This window comes from Cupriavidus mimosae, from assembly GCF_023952485.1.
Lineage (GTDB): Bacteria > Pseudomonadota > Gammaproteobacteria > Burkholderiales > Burkholderiaceae > Cupriavidus > Cupriavidus taiwanensis_C.
Genome location: NZ_JALHRY010000013.1, coordinates 1 through 16,658 on the forward strand (window position 1 = coordinate 1; position 16,658 = coordinate 16,658).

The 16,658-nt window shown below is 66.4% G+C and carries 15 protein-coding genes; 3 read left to right on the forward strand and 12 right to left on the reverse strand.

Annotation, left to right across the window (positions count from 1 at the left end; all coding sequences use genetic code 11):
- Positions 1–133: NAD(P)(+) transhydrogenase (Re/Si-specific) subunit beta (locus tag MKD50_RS22295; RefSeq protein WP_252668807.1), on the forward strand; the 133-nt coding region annotated here is incomplete at its 5' end.
- 244 nt (positions 134–377) lie between these two features.
- The gene (locus tag MKD50_RS22300; RefSeq protein ID WP_018006347.1) at positions 378–1,424 is read left to right on the forward strand and encodes a response regulator; all 1,047 of its coding nucleotides are present in this window, start codon (positions 378–380) and stop codon (positions 1,422–1,424) included.
- A 27-nt stretch (positions 1,425–1,451) separates the two neighbouring features.
- Here the strand turns inward: MKD50_RS22300 and MKD50_RS22305 are convergent, their stop codons facing one another.
- From MKD50_RS22305 to MKD50_RS22345, 9 genes are all read right to left on the reverse strand, one after another.
- Entirely contained in the window at positions 1,452–2,705 is a 1,254-nt protein-coding gene (locus MKD50_RS22305) for a THUMP domain-containing class I SAM-dependent RNA methyltransferase (protein ID WP_252668690.1), read from the reverse strand.
- A 63-nt stretch (positions 2,706–2,768) separates the two neighbouring features.
- A complete protein-coding gene (locus MKD50_RS22310) occupies positions 2,769–3,374 on the reverse strand; it encodes a 2-hydroxychromene-2-carboxylate isomerase (protein ID WP_115704720.1) in 606 nt (201 codons plus the stop codon).
- A 65-nt stretch (positions 3,375–3,439) separates the two neighbouring features.
- Complete coding sequence (locus tag MKD50_RS22315) at positions 3,440–3,862, reverse strand: CopD family protein (RefSeq protein WP_115704722.1); 423 nt, start codon at positions 3,860–3,862, stop codon at positions 3,440–3,442.
- Between the two features lie 50 nt (positions 3,863–3,912).
- Positions 3,913–5,193, reverse strand: coding sequence for a glutamate-5-semialdehyde dehydrogenase (locus tag MKD50_RS22320; protein ID WP_252668691.1), 1,281 nt, complete (start codon positions 5,191–5,193; stop codon positions 3,913–3,915).
- A 197-nt stretch (positions 5,194–5,390) separates the two neighbouring features.
- Positions 5,391–6,449, reverse strand: coding sequence for a DNA polymerase III subunit delta (gene holA, locus MKD50_RS22325; RefSeq protein WP_115704726.1), 1,059 nt, complete (start codon positions 6,447–6,449; stop codon positions 5,391–5,393).
- Between the two features lie 18 nt (positions 6,450–6,467).
- Entirely contained in the window at positions 6,468–6,983 is a 516-nt protein-coding gene (locus MKD50_RS22330; RefSeq protein WP_115681108.1) for an LPS-assembly lipoprotein LptE, read from the reverse strand.
- Positions 6,984–7,027: 44 nt separating this feature from the next.
- A complete protein-coding gene (leuS, locus tag MKD50_RS22335; protein WP_252668692.1) occupies positions 7,028–9,649 on the reverse strand; it encodes a leucine--tRNA ligase in 2,622 nt (873 codons plus the stop codon).
- Positions 9,650–9,817: 168 nt separating this feature from the next.
- Positions 9,818–10,615, reverse strand: coding sequence for a 4-hydroxy-tetrahydrodipicolinate reductase (gene dapB, locus MKD50_RS22340; protein WP_252668694.1), 798 nt, complete (start codon positions 10,613–10,615; stop codon positions 9,818–9,820).
- Positions 10,616–10,723: 108 nt separating this feature from the next.
- Positions 10,724–11,347, reverse strand: coding sequence for an outer membrane protein assembly factor BamE (locus MKD50_RS22345; RefSeq protein WP_115704732.1), 624 nt, complete (start codon positions 11,345–11,347; stop codon positions 10,724–10,726).
- 246 nt (positions 11,348–11,593) lie between these two features.
- On the opposite strand from MKD50_RS22345, the gene fur reads away from it, so the two are divergent.
- Positions 11,594–12,025 (forward strand): ferric iron uptake transcriptional regulator, encoded by a 432-nt coding sequence (gene fur / locus MKD50_RS22350; RefSeq protein ID WP_012353845.1) that lies wholly within the window; start codon positions 11,594–11,596, stop codon positions 12,023–12,025.
- A gap of 90 nt (positions 12,026–12,115) precedes the next feature.
- Here fur and MKD50_RS22355 read toward each other — a convergent pair whose 3' ends face one another.
- The 3 genes from MKD50_RS22355 to tkt all read right to left on the reverse strand — a co-directional run bounded on the left by MKD50_RS22355 (position 12,116) and on the right by tkt (position 16,600).
- Positions 12,116–13,111, reverse strand: a complete 996-nt coding sequence (locus tag MKD50_RS22355; protein WP_115681497.1) for a LysR family transcriptional regulator — start codon at positions 13,109–13,111, stop codon at positions 12,116–12,118.
- A 372-nt stretch (positions 13,112–13,483) separates the two neighbouring features.
- On the reverse strand, positions 13,484–14,482 hold the full coding sequence (gene gap, locus MKD50_RS22360; RefSeq protein ID WP_011298986.1) for a type I glyceraldehyde-3-phosphate dehydrogenase: 999 nt from the start codon (positions 14,480–14,482) through the stop codon (positions 13,484–13,486).
- An 84-nt stretch (positions 14,483–14,566) separates the two neighbouring features.
- Positions 14,567–16,600 carry a transketolase gene (tkt, locus tag MKD50_RS22365; protein ID WP_172582554.1) on the reverse strand — a complete coding sequence of 678 codons (2,034 nt, stop codon included), beginning with the start codon at positions 16,598–16,600 and terminating at the stop codon, positions 14,567–14,569.
- Positions 16,601–16,658: the final 58 nt, after the last annotated feature.

Here is a 16,658-nt window from a genome sequence, read left to right on the forward strand (position 1 = left end):
TATCGTCAACAAGCGCTCGATGGCCGCCGGCTATGCCGGTCTGGACAACGAGCTGTTCTATATGGACAAGACCATGATGGTGTTCGGCGACGCCAAGAAGGTGGTCGAGGACATGTTCAAGGCGGTCGACTAAGGTCGCACAGCCGCTCCGGCCCGCGCCCCCCGGGGCGCGGGCTGTCGTGGTTCCGGCGCGGTTCACCGCTCTGGCCCGCCGGCCCTGCTGGAACAAGGGCCGGCCCCGTCCCTGCCCCGCCGCAGCCGGCCCCGGCCGCAAGGCGTGCCTTGCAAGGCAGCCACGGCGCGCTATACTGGCCTGCGAATACGCACGCTGGCTTGCCACTTGCGCCACGCCTGTGCCAACCCCTGCCCGCCGCTCCATGACCTTCAATCCGCACGACAGGAATCTGTCGGTCTTCCATCACCCGGTCCTGACTGTCCTTGTGGATGACAGCAAGTCCTTCATCGACAGCCTGGCGTTCCAGATGGATGCCGCGCGCGGGGTGATCACCTTCACCGATCCGCGCGAAGCGCTGCAGTGGATCCGCGAAGCCTACGCCACCCGCTTCCCGGGTTTCCTGCCGGTGCGCGTGACCCACGACGACCTGACCTTCCTGACCGAGCGCCGTACGGTCCAGCTCGACATCGACCGCATCTACCGCCAGATTCACGACGTCAACCGCTTCCTGCAGCCCGGGGTGGTCGTGGTCGACTATTCGATGCCGCAGATGGACGGCCTGGAATTCTGCCAGGCGCTGCAGGACCTGCCGTGCAAGACCATCCTGCTGACCGGCACCGCCGATGAAAGCATCGCGGTGCAGGGCTTCAACCACGGGCTGATCGACCGCTATGTGAAAAAGCACGACAGCAATATGGTGGAGCGCCTCGACCAGGAAATCGAAGCGATGCAGCAGGCGTACTTCGCCACGCTGTCGCGCACGCTGCGCGAGCTGCTGACGCGGCATTCGTTCTCGTTCTTGTCCGATCCGGCCATGACCGAGCGCGTGCGCCAGCTGACCGCGCGCTACGGCTTTGTCGAGTACTACCTGTATCCCAACCCCGCCGGCATCCTGTTGCTGACCGCCCAGGGCCACGCCACCCTGATGGTGATCGAGACCCGCGCCGGGCTGATGACGCAGGTGGAATCGGCCGAGGCCTACGATGCCCCCGCCGCGCTGATCGAAGGCCTGCGCGAAGGCCGGCTGGTGCCCTTCTTCTGGCCCGGCAACGGCATGTACACGCCGGCCTGCGTCGACTGGGAACAATACTGCCTGCCGGCCGAACGCTGCGAAGGCAGGGAAGAATTCTTCTACGCGCTGTTCGACCTGCCGCGCCACCTGCTGCAGGAGCCGGTGGTCAGCCTGCAGAGCTTCCTGGCGGACTTCAGCCGCAACCCGGACGCGCTGACGGGGCGCAAGCGCCCCTGACGCCACGGCACCGGTGCGCAGCCGGTCTCAGTCCGCCTGCGGCGCCCGGTTGGCGCCGCGCACCATGTCGAAACGGAACAGCCGGCACTCGATATTGCCGTTGTAGAGCGGCGTGCGGCGCGATTCCTTCAGCCGCAGCCGGCGCGGGAAGCCCAGGTCGCCGGTGAACATCCACGCCTGCCAGCCCGCGAAATGCTGCTTCAGGGTGGTGGCAAAGGCGCTGGCGAACTGGTTGGCGGCGGCCTCTTCAACCTCGTCGCGCGGCATTTCGTCTTCCGGCGCGCGGCGCTGCCCGCGCACCGCAATGCGCTCGCCGTACGGCGGATTCATCAGCAGCAGGCCCGGCTCGTCATAAGGCGGCTGCACGAAGCGTGCGTCGACCTGCTTGGTGCGCGCCTCGCCCGGCAGGCCGGCGCGTTCCCAGTTGGCGCGCGTGATCGCCAGCATGTCGGTGGAGATGTCCGAACCGACCACCTGCAGTTCATCGGCCGAGGCCAGCATGCGCGCGCGCTGCGCGTCCGCCTTCAGCTTCTGCCACGCCTTGGTATCCATGCCCTTGAGCCATTCGAAGGCAAAGCTGCGGCTGCCGCCGGGCGCGATGCCCAGCGCCACCTGCGCGGCCTCGACCAGGAAGGTGCCACTGCCGCACATCGGGTCGTAGAAGGGCCGGAAAGTCTGGCCCGGCACCCAGCCCGCCAGGCGCAGGATGCCGGCCGCCAGGTTTTCCTTCAGCGGGGCCTCGCCCTTCTCGGTGCGCCAGCCGCGCTTGAACAGCGGCTCGCCGCTGGTGTCGAGATACAGCGTACAGTCGCGCTCGGTCAGGTGGGCGTAGATGCGCACATCCGGGCTCACGGTGTCGACGCTCGGCCGGGCGCCCAGCCGCTCGCGCATGGCATCGCATACGCCATCCTTGACCCGCAGCGCGGTGAAATTGAGGCTGCGCAGCGGCGACTTGTGCGACGTAATATCCACGCGCAGCGACTCGTCGGGCGAGAACCACTGCTCCCAGCGCACCCCCCGCGCCAGCGTGTAGATGTCGTCCTCGTGCCGGTAGCCGCGCGCCGCGACACGCATCAGCACCCGGCTGGCAATGCGCGAATGCAGGTTGACCGCATAGGCGGCAGCCATCTCGCCCGAGAAGTTGACGCCGCCCGGCACTTCCTGGTGCACCGCGAACGGCGCCAGCGCGGCCATGCCCGGCATCGCGGCAATCTCGCGCAGCTCTTCGGCGAGCGCGCTCTCCAGGCCGCGCGGGCAAGGGGCAAAGAAGGCTTGGGTCATGAGAGGGATTCCTGCAAACAAAAACGTCCGCCGTGGCGGACGGGGAAGTAACGGTAGCTTAGGTCAGGCCGCGGCCAGCGCGCGGTCGAGAAAGTCGAGGCGGTCCTGGCCCCAGAACGGCTCGCCGTCGTACACGTACCACGGCGCGCCGAACACGCCGGCCGAGATCGCCTCCTGCGTGTTCTGCGCATAGGCGGCCTGCACCGACTGGGCCTCGCTGGCCTTGAGCAGGCCGGCGCCATCCAGGCCGGCCGCGTCGGCGATCTGCGCCAGCGTGGCGGCATCGGCGATATTGCGCTGCTGCGCCCAAACCGCCGCGCCGATCGCGCCGGTCAGTGCCATCGCGCGCGCGGTGCCGTGCGCCAGTTGGGCGGCAATGATCAGCTTGCTGGCAGCGTCGCCGGACACCGGGAAGAACGTCGGCTCGAGGTTCAGCGGGATGTTCAGGAACGCGCTCCAGCGCCTGAGCTCGACCAGCCGGTAAGCCTGCCGCTGCGGCGGGCGCTGCGCCAGCGGCAGCCCGCCGGAGACCGAGAACACTTTGCCGAGGTCGCACGGTTTCAGGTTCACTTGCGCGCCGTGGCGCGCGGCGATATCGCTGAAACGGGCATGGCCCATGTAGACATACGGCGATTGCGGCGTCAGGTAGTAGTCGACCAGCTTGCTCATGTTGGTATCCGCGACGGAATCAGGCTGCAATATAAAGGCGAAACAAAGGCGAAATGTGGCCAGCCTCAGAACGGCTTGACCACGACCAGGATCACCACCGCCAGCAGCACCAGCACCGGCAGCTCATTGAACCAGCGATAGAACTTGTGCGAGCGCGCGTTGCGCCCCGCCTCGAACTTGCGCAGCAGCACGCCGCAGCCGTGGTGGTAACCGATCAGCACCAGCACCAGCGCCAGCTTGGCATGCATCCAGCCCTGCCCGGGGCCGCGGCCGATGCCGTAGCCCAGGTACAGCCACAGCCCGAATACCAGCGCCGGCACTGCCAGCATGGTCATGAAGCGGAACAGCTTGCGCGCCATCAGCAGCAGGCGCTGCGTGCTGGCGGCGTCGGTTTCCATCGCCAGGTTGACGAAGATGCGCGGCAGGTAGAACAGGCCGGCGAACCACGAAACGACGAAGACGATATGCAGCGCTTTGACCCAGAGCATCGGCGGACAGACGTTGGCTTGCGGTGGTTATTGTTGTTGGCGGGCCAGCATCAGGTCCGGATCTCGCCGTGCCCGAACACCACGTACTTGAGCGAGGTCAGCCCTTCCAGCCCGACCGGCCCGCGCGCATGCAGCTTGTCGTTGGAGATGCCGATCTCCGCGCCCAGCCCGTACTCGAAGCCATCGGCAAAACGGGTCGAGGCATTGATCATCACGCTGGCCGAATCGACCTCGCGGATAAAGCGCATGCCCGCCGAGTAGTTCTCGGTGATGATCGAGTCGGTATGGTGCGAGCCGTACTCGTTGATATGCGCGATGGCTTCATCCAGGCCAGAGACGGTCTTGATCGCCAGGATCGGCGCCAGGTATTCCAGGCGCCAGTCTTCCTCGGTGGCATCGACCAGGCCGCCGAAGCCCGCCGCTTCCAGCGTGGCGCGGGTCGCCGGGCACACGCGCAGTTCGACGCCCTTCTGCTGGTAGATGCGGCACAGCGGCGGCAGCGCGGCGGCGGCGATGTCCCGCGACACCAGCAGCGTCTCCATGGTGTTGCAGGGCGCGTAGCGCTGGGTCTTGGCGTTGTCGCAGACGTGCACCGCCTTGTCCAGGTCGGCCTCGGCATCGATATAGACGTGGCAGATGCCGTCCAGGTGCTTGATCATCGGCACGCGCGCTTCTTCCATCAGCCGCGCGATCAGGCTCTTGCCGCCGCGCGGCACGATCACGTCGACGTACTCGGTCATGGTGATCAGCCGGCCGACCGCGGCGCGATCGGTGGTCTCGATCACCTGTACCGCCTCGGACGGCAGGCCGGTCGCGGACAGGCCCTCGGCCACCAGCGCGGCCAGCGCGGTGTTGGATTCGATCGCCTCGGACCCGCCGCGCAGGATGGTGGCGTTGCCCGACTTCAGGCACAGCGCGGCGGCGTCGATGGTGACGTTGGGGCGCGACTCGTAGATGATGCCGATCACGCCCAGCGGCACGCGCATCTGGCCCACCTGGATGCCGGTCGGGCGGAACTTCATGTTCGAGATCTCGCCGATCGGGTCTGCCAGCGCGGCGATCTGCTCCAGGCCCGCGGCCATGGTGTCGATGGCCTTGTCCGACAGCGTCAGGCGGTCGACGAAGGCGGCGTCCTGGCCGTTGGCGCGGGCGCGCTCGAGGTCGCGTGCGTTGACGGCCTTGAGCTTGTCGGCATCGCGGCGGATCGCCGCGGCGATGGTCAGCAGCGCACGGTTCTTGTCGGCGGTGGAGGCACGCGCCATCGCGCGCGACGCCGCGCGGGCCTGGCGGCCGACGCGGTCCATGTATTGGTTGAGGTCGAGCTCGGTCATGTCAGTGGCCGGGGGTGATGGCCGTCAATGTATGTTTTCTCCCTCTCCCGCTTGCGGGAGAGGGTTGGGGTGAGGGCGGGAGTCGCTACGAAGTACGGCTGTCGGTATGCCACCGCCTGCCCTCACCCCCTGCCCCTCTCCCGCAAGCGGGAGAGGGGAGCAAACCGCCAGGGGAGCAAACCTTCCAGGCTGTCCCCTCAGCGCGCAATCATCAGCGCCAGCTGCTGCAGGCCGTCCCACGGCTCGGCCGGCAGCGGCGCGCTGCCTGGCGGCGGCAGGTCCTGCAGGCCCTTGACCTGGCGGTCCAGCCGCGCGGCCAGCGCCAGCGCCGCTTCCAGCCGGGGCTGCGCCAGGCGCTGCGCGGCCTGCGGCACCAGCCGCTCGCGCGGGCCCCAGACACGCAGCTCGCGCATCAGCACACCCGCCGGCTTGCCGTCCGCCAGCCCTTGCCGGACCTTGGATAATACGCGAATTTCCTCGGTCAGCGCCCACAGCACCAGCACCGTGGCCTCGCCCTCGCCGCGCAGCCCTTCCAGCATCCGCACCAGCCGCGGCACGTCGCCCGAGAGCATCGATTCCGACAGCTTGAACACGTCGTAGCGGGCCACGTTCAGCACCGCATCGTGGACCTGGTCGAAGCTCAGTTCGCCGGGCGGGTACAGCAGGCCCAGCTTCTGGATTTCCTGGTGCGCCGCCAGCAGGTTGCCTTCGACCTTGTCGGCAATGAACTGCAAGGCGCGCCGTCCGGGCTCCCCACCCTGCACGCGCTGCTGCTGCAGCGCCAGCCGCTCGCCGACCCACGCCGGCAAGCGGGTACGGTCCACGGTGTCGACCTTGATCGACACGCCGGCGCCTTCCAGCGCCTGGAACCAGGCCGACTTGGACGCGGCAAAGTCCAGCCGCGGCAGCGTCACCAGCATCACCACGTCGGGCGAAGGCTGCGCGGCCACGGCGCGCAGCGCCTCGCCGCCGTCCTTGCCGGGCTTGCCCGACGGAATGCGCAGCTCGACGATCTTGCGGTCGCCGAACAGCGACATCGACTGCTGCGCCTCCACCAGCCGGCCCCAGTGGAAGCCGCGCTCGGCCACCAGCACCTCGCGTTCGGAAAAGCCGGCTTCGCGCGCCGCCGCGCGCAGGCGGTCGACCGCTTCCAGCACCAGCAGGTGCTCGTCGCCGTGCACCACGTACAGCGGCGCCAGCCCCTTGGCCTTGGCCTGCCGCAGGTGCGCGTCGAGCCCGTCGAGCTTGAGCTGCATGCCGTCAGCCGTGCCCGCTCAGATCGCCTTGACGGCGGCCAGCCGGCGCATCAGCTGCTGCACGATATCGCGCTGCATGTCGCGGTACAGCTGCTGCTCTTCGTAGTCCTTGGCCAGCGTATTGGCTTCGTTGTAGGTCAGGTCGCGCGTCAGCACCAGTTGCGAAGGCGCGATCAGTTCCTTGCCGGCCGGATCGCGCAGGCGGAAGGTAAAGCGCTGGGTCAGGCGGTATTCACGCACCACGCCTTCGGTCGTGATCGACAGGATGGTCTTGGTGCGGGTGTCCTGCAGCACGTCCAGCAACGCGTCGGCCTCTTTCTGGTCGGCCACCACCTGGGTGTCCGAGCCGCCGCGGATGGCGCGGCGCAGGTCCGCGCCCATCAGCGAGTTGGGCGGGATGCCGATATACAGCCGCTTGAAGGCGAAGTCCGAGTTGCCGCGCAGATGGAAGCCGCAGCCGGCCAGCAGGCCGGTGGCCGGCACTGCCAGCAGTGCCGCGAGCAGCTTGCGGCGTCCCAGGTTCAGTCGCTTCATGGTTGGCGATTCCTTTGTCAGATTCCGGCCGGCGGACGGCGCTGTCAAAGCACCACGTTGACCAGGCGGCCAGGCACCACCACGATCTTCTTGGGCGCCTTGCCTTCGGCGAACTTGGCCACGGTGTCGCTGGCGGCGGCAGTGGCCTCGATCGCGGCACGGTCGGCGTCGGCGGGCACGGTGATGCTGCCGCGCACCTTGCCGTTGACCTGCAGCACCAGTTCGATCTCGCTGCGCACCAGCGCGGCTTCATCGACCTGCGGCCACGGGGCGTCGAGCAGGTCGCCGGCCTCGGCGGCATAGCCCAGCTGCTCCCACAGGCCGTGGGTGATGTGCGGCACCACCGGGTACAGCACGCGCAGCAGGATGCCGAAGCACTCGCGGCGCGCCGCCGGCGACGCGGTCTTGGCGTCGTCCAGCGCGTTCAGCATCTTCATGGTGGCGGACACCACGGTGTTGTACTGGATGCGCTGGTAGTCGTAGTTGGCCTGCTTGAGCACGCCGTGGATCTCGCGGCGCAGCTCGGCATCGTCCGCGCCCGGCGCGCCGGCGGCACCGTCGCGGATGGCGGCGGCGTTGGCAAAGCCATAATTCCACACGCGGCGCAGGAAGCGCGACGCGCCCTCCACGCCCGAACCGCTCCACTCCAGCTGCTGCTCGGGCGGCGCGGCAAACATCACGAACAGGCGCGCGGTGTCGGCGCCGTACTGGTCGATCAGCGCCTGCGGGTCGATGCCGTTGTTCTTGGACTTCGACATCTTCTCGATGCCGCCGATCACCACCGGCTGGCCGTCGGCCTTCAGCGTGGCGCCCACCGGGCGGCCGCGCTCGTCGGTCTGCACGTCGACGTCGGCCGGGTTGTACCAGTGCTTCTTGCCCGAGGCGTCTTCGCGGTAGAAGGTCTCGTTCAGCACCATGCCCTGCGTCAGCAGGTTGGTGAACGGCTCGTCGAACTTGACCAGGCCCAGGTCACGCATCACCTTGGTCCAGAAGCGCGCGTACAGCAGGTGCAGGATCGCGTGCTCGATGCCGCCGATGTACTGGTCCATCGGCATCCAGTAGTCGTTGCGGGCATCGACCATGGTGGCCGCGTCCGGGCAGGTATAGCGCATGTAGTACCAGCACGAATCGATGAAGGTATCCATCGTGTCGGTCTCGCGGCGCGCCGGCTTGCCGCACGACGGGCAGGTGCACTGCAGGAAGCGCGGATCCTTGGCCAGCGGGTTGCCGGTGCCGTCCGGCACCAGGTCTTCGGGCAGCACCACCGGCAGGTCCTGCTCGGGCACCGGCACCACGCCGCAGCTGTCGCAGTGGATCAGCGGGATCGGCGTGCCCCAGTAGCGCTGGCGCGAGATGCCCCAGTCGCGCAGGCGCCAGGTGGTCTTCTTCTCGCCGAGGCCCATCGCGCCCAGGTCGGCGGCAATGGCTTCCACCGCGGCCTGGTAGCCGAGGCCGTCGTACTTGCCGCTGTGGATGCAGGTGCCGTTTTCCTTGTCGCCGTACCATTCCTGCCAGGCTTCGGTCGAATACGGCTGGCCCTTCACGTCGATCACTTGCTTGATCGGCAGGCCGTACTTGTTGGCAAAGGCAAAGTCGCGCTCGTCGTGCGCCGGCACGCCCATCACGGCGCCGTCGCCGTAGCTCATCAGCACGTAGTTGCCGACCCACACGTCGACCTTGTCGCCGGTGAGCGGGTGCACCACCTGCAGGCCGGTCGGCATGCCCTTCTTCTCCATGGTCGCCATGTCGGCTTCCATGACCGAGCCGTGCTTGCATTCGTCGATGAAGGCGGCCAGTTCGGGGTTGTTCAGCGCGGCGTGCGTGGCCAGCGGGTGCTCGGCGGCGACCGCGCAGAAGGTCACGCCCATGATGGTATCGGCGCGCGTGGTGAAGACGTACATCTTGCCGTCGTGGATCGGCTTGCCGTCCTCGCCCGGGATATCGTGGGTGAAGGCGAAGCGCACGCCCACGCTCTTGCCGATCCAGTTCTGCTGCATCACCTTGACACGCTCGGGCCAGCCCAGCTGGTCCAGGTCGCCCAGCAGCTCCTGCGCATAGTCGGTGATGCGCAGGTAGTACATCGGGATCTCGCGCTTTTCGACCACCGCGCCCGAGCGCCAGCCACGGCCGTCGATGACCTGCTCGTTGGCCAGCACGGTCTGGTCGACCGGGTCCCAGTTGACGGTGCCGGTCTTGCGGTAGGCGATGCCCTTCTCCAGCATCTTCAGGAACAGCCACTGGTTCCAGCGGTAGTAGTCCGGGCTGCAGGTGGCAACCTCGCGCGACCAGTCGATCGCCAGGCCCATCGACTGCATCTGCTTCTTCATGTAAGCGATGTTGTCGTAGGTCCAGGCGGCCGGCGCGACGCCGTTGTTCAGCGCCGCGTTCTCCGCCGGCATGCCGAACGCGTCCCAGCCCATCGGCATCAGCACGTTGTTGCCGTTCATGCGCAGGTAGCGCGCCATCACGTCGTTGATGGTGTAGTTGCGCACGTGGCCCATGTGCAGCTTGCCCGACGGGTACGGCAGCATCGAGCAGGCGTAGAACTTGGGCTTTTCCTTGCCGTCGGGCCCGGCCGCATGCTCCGACACGCGATAGGCGTCGATGGCTTGCCAGTGCTGCTGGGCGGCTTGTTCAACGGCGGAAGGAAGATATTTGTCTTGCATGGTCGGGACAGCAGTCAGGACAGCGTCTGCACGGCAACTGGCCTGCCGGCATCCGGGAAGATTCGTTCGAAGGTAAGCGGCGGGCGCCAGTCTCGGCGCCCGCCCGGCGTGCAATGCTAAAGCAATCGATTATAACCGTGGCGGCAGCGCTGGCCGCCCCGGGCGCCCTTACTTCAGGCCCAGCACGTCCTGCATGTCGAACAGCCCATTGGGCTTGTCGGCCAGGAAACGGGCCGAGCGCACCGCGCCGTCGGCATACGACTGGCGGCTCGACGACTTGTGGCTGATCTCGATGCGCTCGCCGATGCCGGCGAACATCACGGTGTGGTCGCCGACGATATCGCCCCCGCGGATGGTGGCAAAGCCGATCGAACCGGGATCGCGCTCGCCGGTATGGCCTTCGCGGGCAAAGACGCCGCAGGTCTTCAGGTCGCGGCCCAGCGCATCGGCGATCACTTCGCCCATCTTCAGCGCGGTGCCCGACGGGGCGTCGACCTTGAAGCGGTGGTGGGCCTCGATCACCTCGATGTCATAGCCGGTCGACAGCAGTTTGGCCGCGACTTCCAGCAGCTTGAAGGTGGCATTGACGCCAACGCTGAAGTTGGCGGCAAAGACGATGCCGATCGACTTGGCGGCCTCGGCCAGCGCGGCCTTGCCGGCGTCGTCGAAGCCGGTGGTGCCGACCACCATCTTGACGCCGCGCTTCTTCGCCGCCTCCAGGTGCGCCAGCGTGCCTTCCGGACGGGTGAAGTCGATCAGGCAGTCCGCACCGGCCAGCCCGGCTTCCAGGTCCGCGGTGATTGCCACGCCGGTGTTGCGGCCCAGGAACAGGCCCGCATCCTGGCCCAGCGCCGGCGAGCCCGGAACGTCGAGCGCACCCGACAGCTTCACGCCCTCGGTGTTCAGCACTTGTTCGATCAGCATGCGGCCCATGCGGCCCGATGCGCCTGTGATGGCGATGTTCATGGTGTCTGGCTCTGCGGAATATGCGCGGTGCGCGAAAAGGAAACGAGCCGGCCATGCCTGGCCGGCCCGGAAAACCGGCAGCGCGCCGCGGCCGGCGCGCGTGATGGATCAGTTGGCGGCGGGCTTGGGCGCGTCGGCCGCTGCCGACGCTTCGGCCGCGGGCTGCGCCGGCTGTGCGGGAGCGCCGGACGCTTCCGGCTGCTGCTGCGCCTGCCGCGGCACGAAGTTCTCGACCGTGGTCTGCGGTTCGGCCGGGGCCGGGGCCGCGGCTGCGCTGGTGGAGATCTTGCCCGGCGTCTGCTCCTTGAGCGCCTTCTTCATGCCGTCGATCTCGGCGATCAGCTCATACTCGGACGGCAGTTCGTCGCCGCCAAACTTGACCAGGCGGTCGCCGTCGAAGAACACCGTGTAGCGGCGCTGCTGCACCACCGAGGTATTGCCGCGGCGGAACGAAAACACATAATCCCAGCGGTTGGCGTGGAACACGTCGGTCAGCAGCGGCGTGCCGAGCAGGAACTTGACCTGGTCGCGGGTCATGCCCTCGCGCAGCTGCGAAGCGGCTTCGCGCGAGACGAAATTGCCCTGCACGATGTTGATCCGGTACGGCGTGATGGCGTTGGCTACCTTGCGCGAAGTGGAATCGTAGGCCGAGCAGGCGCCAGCCAGCAGGGCCGCGGCCAGCAGGGAGACAACCAGCGTCGGACGCATGGCGGACGAACGGATAGAACGCATGGATCTCGTTTCCGGAGGGAAAGAAAAGTAATGCGGCAGAGAACGGGCTGCGCGGGCATGAAAACGGCGCAAGATGCGCCGATTGCACCACACGAGCGGATGGCATCTGCCGCCGCAACCACATGGGTCGGCAAGCTTGCCGGGCACACGACGCCGACCTCTGGACATCGTCGGCACGAGCGACTTTTGCTGCCAAAACCCTTATGATTCAACTATCCAGACATTGTACTCTAGGGAGTCACCCACATGCCGAGTCCGGCGGACCTCAAGAATATCGGCCTGAAGGCGACCGTGCCCAGGCTGAAGATTCTTGAAATTTTTCAGACCAGCGAACAGCGTCACCTGAGCGCGGAAGACGTCTACCGCATCCTGCTCAATGAGCATATGGATATCGGCCTGGCCACCGTCTACCGCGTGCTGACCCAGTTCGAGCAGGCCGGCCTGCTGTCGCGCAACAACTTCGAGTCCGGCAAGGCGATCTTCGAGCTCAACGAAGGCAAGCACCACGACCACCTGGTGTGCCTGGATTGCGGCCGGGTCGAGGAATTCTTCGATTCCGAGATCGAGCAGCGCCAGCAAAGCATTGCGCGCGAGCGCGGCTTTACCCTGCAGGAACACGCGTTGTCGCTGTACGGCAACTGCACCAAAACAAACTGTCCCCACAGACCCAAACGATAAGCAACCGCTCGCTCCCTTGCCGGAGCGCAGACGGGCAACAAAAAACCGGCGCCTGGCGCCGGTTTTTTGTTGGTGGCTTGCTGCCGCGGGTCAGCGCGCCTGCAGGTCCTGCAGGTCCTGCTCGCTCACCACCCGGGCCGGGCGCGCCTGCGGCAGGCCGACGAACTCGCCCACCACCTGGCGGAACAGGCCACGCGCCCACACCAGCATCGGGTGGGTGTTGCGGCTGCGGTGCCAGAACATGTTCAGGCCGAGCGTGGTGTTCAGCTCCGCCGGCAGCGGGAAGGCCTTCAGGCCATAGGTTTCGCAGGCCATGTCCTTGGTCAGCGCATTGACGGTGAAGATCATGTCCGTCTGCGAAGCCAGTTCGGCCTGGGCGCGCCACGAATGGACCGTCAGCGAGGCGTTGCGCTTCAGGCCGCGCTGCTGCAGTGCGTAGTCGAGCGGGATCAGCGACGGCGCCGGGCGCCCCGAGCCGCCGGAGTGCGCCATGAAGATATGGCCGCAGTCCAGGTATTGCTCGAGCGTGCAGTGTCCCTTCAGCACCGGATGGTCCTTGCGCGCGCAGACCCACAGGTTCAGCGACGTCACCATTTCCTCGACGATCTCCGGATGGCGGGTCGGGAACGGCGAGAATCCCAGGTCGAGTTCATTGGCGCGCATCGACGCCACATCGGTCTCCCACGAATGGGACTCGACCAGCTTTATATGCAGGTCCGGCGCCAGCGCCTTGATGCGCAGCACGAAACGGTTGAACACCGTATCGCCCAGTTCCGCGGCAAAGCCGATGCTCAGCGTGCCGGTGGCGGTGGCGGGATCGAAGTTGTCCGCGTCGCCCTCGTTGATGGACGACCACAGGTCCAGCATGTCCCGGATCTTGGGCCCCAGCTCGAGCGCGCGCGGCGTCGGCGTCAGCCCGTGCGGGACGCGGATAAAGAGTGGATCGTCAAAGATTTCGCGCAGCCTGCCCAGCGAATGCGAGACCGCCGGCGCGGTCATGTGCATCTTCTCAGCCACGTAGGTGGCATTACGCTTGCTCAGCAGCTCGGTGAAGATCACTAGAAGCTTTGTGTCTACGTTCACCATGATCAGGCCCCCGGTCAGATTTTTCACAGCTAAGATGGCCCCACCACTTGCACTGGCTGCACATCAGATTTCAACAGCGTCTTAATAGTGTAAGAGGAAAAATCAAGCTCGGAAAGCAAATTCGGCATTTCTGAAACGGTCGCCCATCACATAAATCCTAAAAATTGCGCGATTTTGCTGCAATTGATCGCAGATGCGTACATTGGTGGCGACTCAACCGGCACTTCGTCCTACGCATTCCCGTAGCTTTGGCTCCCACTTTTATCATTCTTTTCTGACGCAACTATTTCAGTGGCGCCAGCAGACCAGCATCCTGCCTGAGAAAAGAAAAACGCGCCCGAAGGCGCGTTTTCCTGACTGCGGAAGCCCGGATTACTTGGCCACCACGCGTGCCATTTCCAGGCACTTGTTCGAATAGCCCCACTCGTTGTCGTACCAGCTCACGACCTTGATGAAGGTGCCGTCCAGCGCGATGCCGGCTTCGGCGTCGAAGATCGAGGTGCGGGCATCGCCGCGGAAGTCCGTGGCAACGACCTTGTCTTCGGTATAGCCCAGCACGCCCTTCAGCGCGCCCTGGCTCTGGGCCTTCATTTCGGCGCAGATCTCTTCGTACGACGCCGACTTTTCCAGTTCGACGGTCAGGTCGACCACGGACACGTCCGAGGTCGGCACGCGGAACGACATGCCGGTCAGCTTCTTGTTCAGCTGCGGGATCACCACGCCCACGGCCTTGGCAGCGCCGGTCGACGACGGGATGATGTTTTCCAGGATGCCGCGGCCGCCGCGCCAGTCCTTGTTGGACGGGCCGTCAACGGTCTTCTGGGTGGCGGTGGCAGCGTGCACGGTGGTCATCAGGCCGCGCTTGATGCCCCACTTGTCGTTCAGCACCTTGGCCACCGGGGCCAGGCAGTTGGTGGTGCAGCTGGCGTTCGAGATGATCGCTTCGCCCTTGTACGTTTCGTGGTTCACGCCGTACACGAACATCGGGGTGTCGTCCTTCGACGGGGCCGACATGATCACCTTCTTGGCGCCCGCGTCGATGTGCTTCTGCGCGCCTTCCTTGGTCAGGAAGATGCCGGTCGACTCGATCACCACGTCGGCGCCGACTTCGCCCCACTTCAGCTCGGCCGGATCCTTCACCGCGGTCAGGCGGATCTTCTTGCCGTTGACGACCAGGGTGTTGCCGTCGACCGACACTTCACCGTCAAAGCGGCCATGCACCGAGTCGTACTTCAGCATGTAGGCCAGGTAGTCGGGCTCGAGCAGGTCGTTGATGGCAACGACTTCGATGTCCTTGAAGTTGGCGGCGGCGGCGCGGAACACCATGCGCCCGATGCGGCCGAAGCCGTTGATGCCGATCTTGATGGTCATGACTGTCTCTCCTGAGGATCGATGAAAACCGGTGGGCGCCGCTGCTGCCGCGCGGCGCACCGCGCGGTTACAGCGCCCGGATGCTTAGATAAGGGTGTCTTTCACCGTACGCACGACGTTGTCGACGGTGAAGCCGAAGTGCTTGAACAGCACGCCGGCCGGGGCCGATTCGCCGAAGGTGTCGATGCCCACTACCGCCTGGACCTGGTACTTCCACCAGAAGTCCGTCACGCCCGCCTCGACCGCCACGCGCGGCACGCCGGCCGGCAGCACGCTGGCCTTGTAGGCGGTGTCCTGCTTGTCGAACACGGTGGTCGCCGGGACCGAGACCACGCGCACATGCACGCCTTCCGCGGCCAGTGCGTCTGCGGCGCCAACGGCCAGGCCGACTTCCGAGCCGGTTGCCATGATCACCGCGTCCGGACGGCCGGTCCGGGCGTTGACGCTGTCGCGCAGCACGTAGCCGCCGCGCGCGATATTGGCGCGGGTGGCATCATCGCGCTGCTGGAACGGCAGGTTCTGGCGGCTGAAGATCAGGCAGCTCGGGCCGTTCTCGCGGCGGATCGCCTCGGCCCAGGCCACGGCGGTCTCGGTGGTGTCGGCGGTACGCCAGACGTCCATGTTGGGGATCAGGCGCAGGCTGGCGACGTGCTCGATCGACTGGTGCGTCGGGCCGTCTTCGCCCAGGCCGATCGAGTCATGGGTGAACACGAACAGCGAGCGGATCTTCATCAGCGCCGCCATGCGCAGCGCGTTGCGGCTGTAGTCCGAGAAGGTCAGGAAGGTCGCGCCGTAGGGAATGTAGCCCCCGTGCAGCGTGATGCCGTTCAGGATCGCGCTCATGCCGAACTCGCGCACGCCGTAGTTGATGTGGTTGCCCCAGGCATCGACGCGCACGGCCTTGCTGCCCGACCAGTTGGTCAGGTTCGAGCCGGTCAGGTCGGCCGAGCCGCCGAGGAACTCGGGCAGCACCGGGCCGAAGGCCTCGATGGTGTTCTGGCTGGCCTTGCGGGTGGCGATGGTCTCGGCCTTTTCCTCGCACTTGGCGATGAAGGCTTCGACAGCGGCGTCGAACGCGCCCGGCAGTTCGCCCTTCATGCGGCGGGTGAATTCGCCGGCTTCGTACGGGTGGCGCTCGGCATACGATTCGAACAGCGCATTCCAGGCGCGCTCCAGCGCCTGGCCGTTGGCCTTGGCGTCCCAGGCGTCATAGACCTCGGCCGGCACTTCGAACGGGGCGTGGGCCCAGCCCAGCGCCTCGCGCGTGGCCAGCACTTCGGCGCCGCCCAGCGGCGCGCCGTGCACGTCGTGGCCGCCTTCCTTGTTGGGCGCGCCCTTTCCGATCTTGGTGCGGCAGCAGATCAGGGTGGGCTTGTCGCTGGCCTTGGCCTGCGCGATGGCGTTGTCGACCGCGACCACGTCGTGGCCGTCGATGCCGCGGATCACGTTCCAGCCATAGGCTTCGAAGCGCTTCGGGGTGTCGTCGTTGAACCAGTGCACCACGTCGCCGTCGATCGAGATGCCGTTGTCATCCCACAGCGCAATCAGCTTGTTCAGCTTCAGCGTGCCGGCCAGCGAACAGGCTTCGTGCGAGATGCCTTCCATCAGGCAGCCGTCGCCCAGGAACACATAGGTGTAGTGGTCGACGATGTCGAAGCCCGGGCGATTGAATTCTTCACCCAGCAGACGCTCGGCCAGCGCCATGCCGACCGCGTTGGTGATGCCCTGGCCGAGCGGGCCGGTGGTGGTTTCCACGCCCGGAGTAATGCCGTATTCCGGATGGCCGGCGGTCTTGCTGTGCAGCTGGCGGAAGTTCTTCAGTTCTTCGACCGGCAGGTCATAGCCGGTCAGGTGCAGCAGCGCATAGATCAGCATCGAGCCGTGGCCGTTGGACAGCACGAAGCGGTCGCGGTCTGCCCACTGAGGGTTGCTCGGGTTGTGCTTCAGGTGCCGGCCCCACAGCGCCACGGCGATGTCTGCCATGCCCATCGGCGCACCGGGGTGGCCGGAATTGGCCTGCTGGACGGCGTCCATGGCAAGCACGCGGATGGCGTCGGCCATCAGCTTGGCGGGCTGGGAAGCAAAAGGACTTGTGGCGGGATGGGCAAGGGCGGACATGCGGGCGGATTCGGCGTGAGCCTTGGCGGCAGGAAAACCGCAATTTTAGCAGAAGCTA

What these genes read in the sequence shown, in the direction of transcription:
- leuS (WP_252668692.1), bottom strand. Translation starts at nt 9,649, where the DNA reads ATGCAAGACAAATATCTTCCTTCCGCCGTTGAACAAGCCGCCCAGCAG.
- MKD50_RS22330 (WP_115681108.1), bottom strand. Translation starts at nt 6,983, where the DNA reads ATGAAGCGACTGAACCTGGGACGCCGCAAGCTGCTCGCGGCACTGCTG.
- gap (WP_011298986.1), bottom strand. Translation starts at nt 14,482, where the DNA reads ATGACCATCAAGATCGGCATCAACGGCTTCGGCCGCATCGGGCGCATG.
- fur (WP_012353845.1), top strand. Translation starts at nt 11,594, where the DNA reads ATGCCGAGTCCGGCGGACCTCAAGAATATCGGCCTGAAGGCGACCGTG.
- dapB (WP_252668694.1), bottom strand. Translation starts at nt 10,615, where the DNA reads ATGAACATCGCCATCACAGGCGCATCGGGCCGCATGGGCCGCATGCTG.
- MKD50_RS22310 (WP_115704720.1), bottom strand. Translation starts at nt 3,374, where the DNA reads ATGAGCAAGCTGGTCGACTACTACCTGACGCCGCAATCGCCGTATGTC.
- MKD50_RS22355 (WP_115681497.1), bottom strand. Translation starts at nt 13,111, where the DNA reads ATGGTGAACGTAGACACAAAGCTTCTAGTGATCTTCACCGAGCTGCTG.
- tkt (WP_172582554.1), bottom strand. Translation starts at nt 16,600, where the DNA reads ATGTCCGCCCTTGCCCATCCCGCCACAAGTCCTTTTGCTTCCCAGCCC.
- holA (WP_115704726.1), bottom strand. Translation starts at nt 6,449, where the DNA reads ATGCAGCTCAAGCTCGACGGGCTCGACGCGCACCTGCGGCAGGCCAAG.
- MKD50_RS22345 (WP_115704732.1), bottom strand. Translation starts at nt 11,347, where the DNA reads ATGCGTTCTATCCGTTCGTCCGCCATGCGTCCGACGCTGGTTGTCTCC.
- MKD50_RS22320 (WP_252668691.1), bottom strand. Translation starts at nt 5,193, where the DNA reads ATGACCGAGCTCGACCTCAACCAATACATGGACCGCGTCGGCCGCCAG.
- MKD50_RS22300 (WP_018006347.1), top strand. Translation starts at nt 378, where the DNA reads ATGACCTTCAATCCGCACGACAGGAATCTGTCGGTCTTCCATCACCCG.
- MKD50_RS22315 (WP_115704722.1), bottom strand. Translation starts at nt 3,862, where the DNA reads ATGCTCTGGGTCAAAGCGCTGCATATCGTCTTCGTCGTTTCGTGGTTC.
- MKD50_RS22305 (WP_252668690.1), bottom strand. Translation starts at nt 2,705, where the DNA reads ATGACCCAAGCCTTCTTTGCCCCTTGCCCGCGCGGCCTGGAGAGCGCG.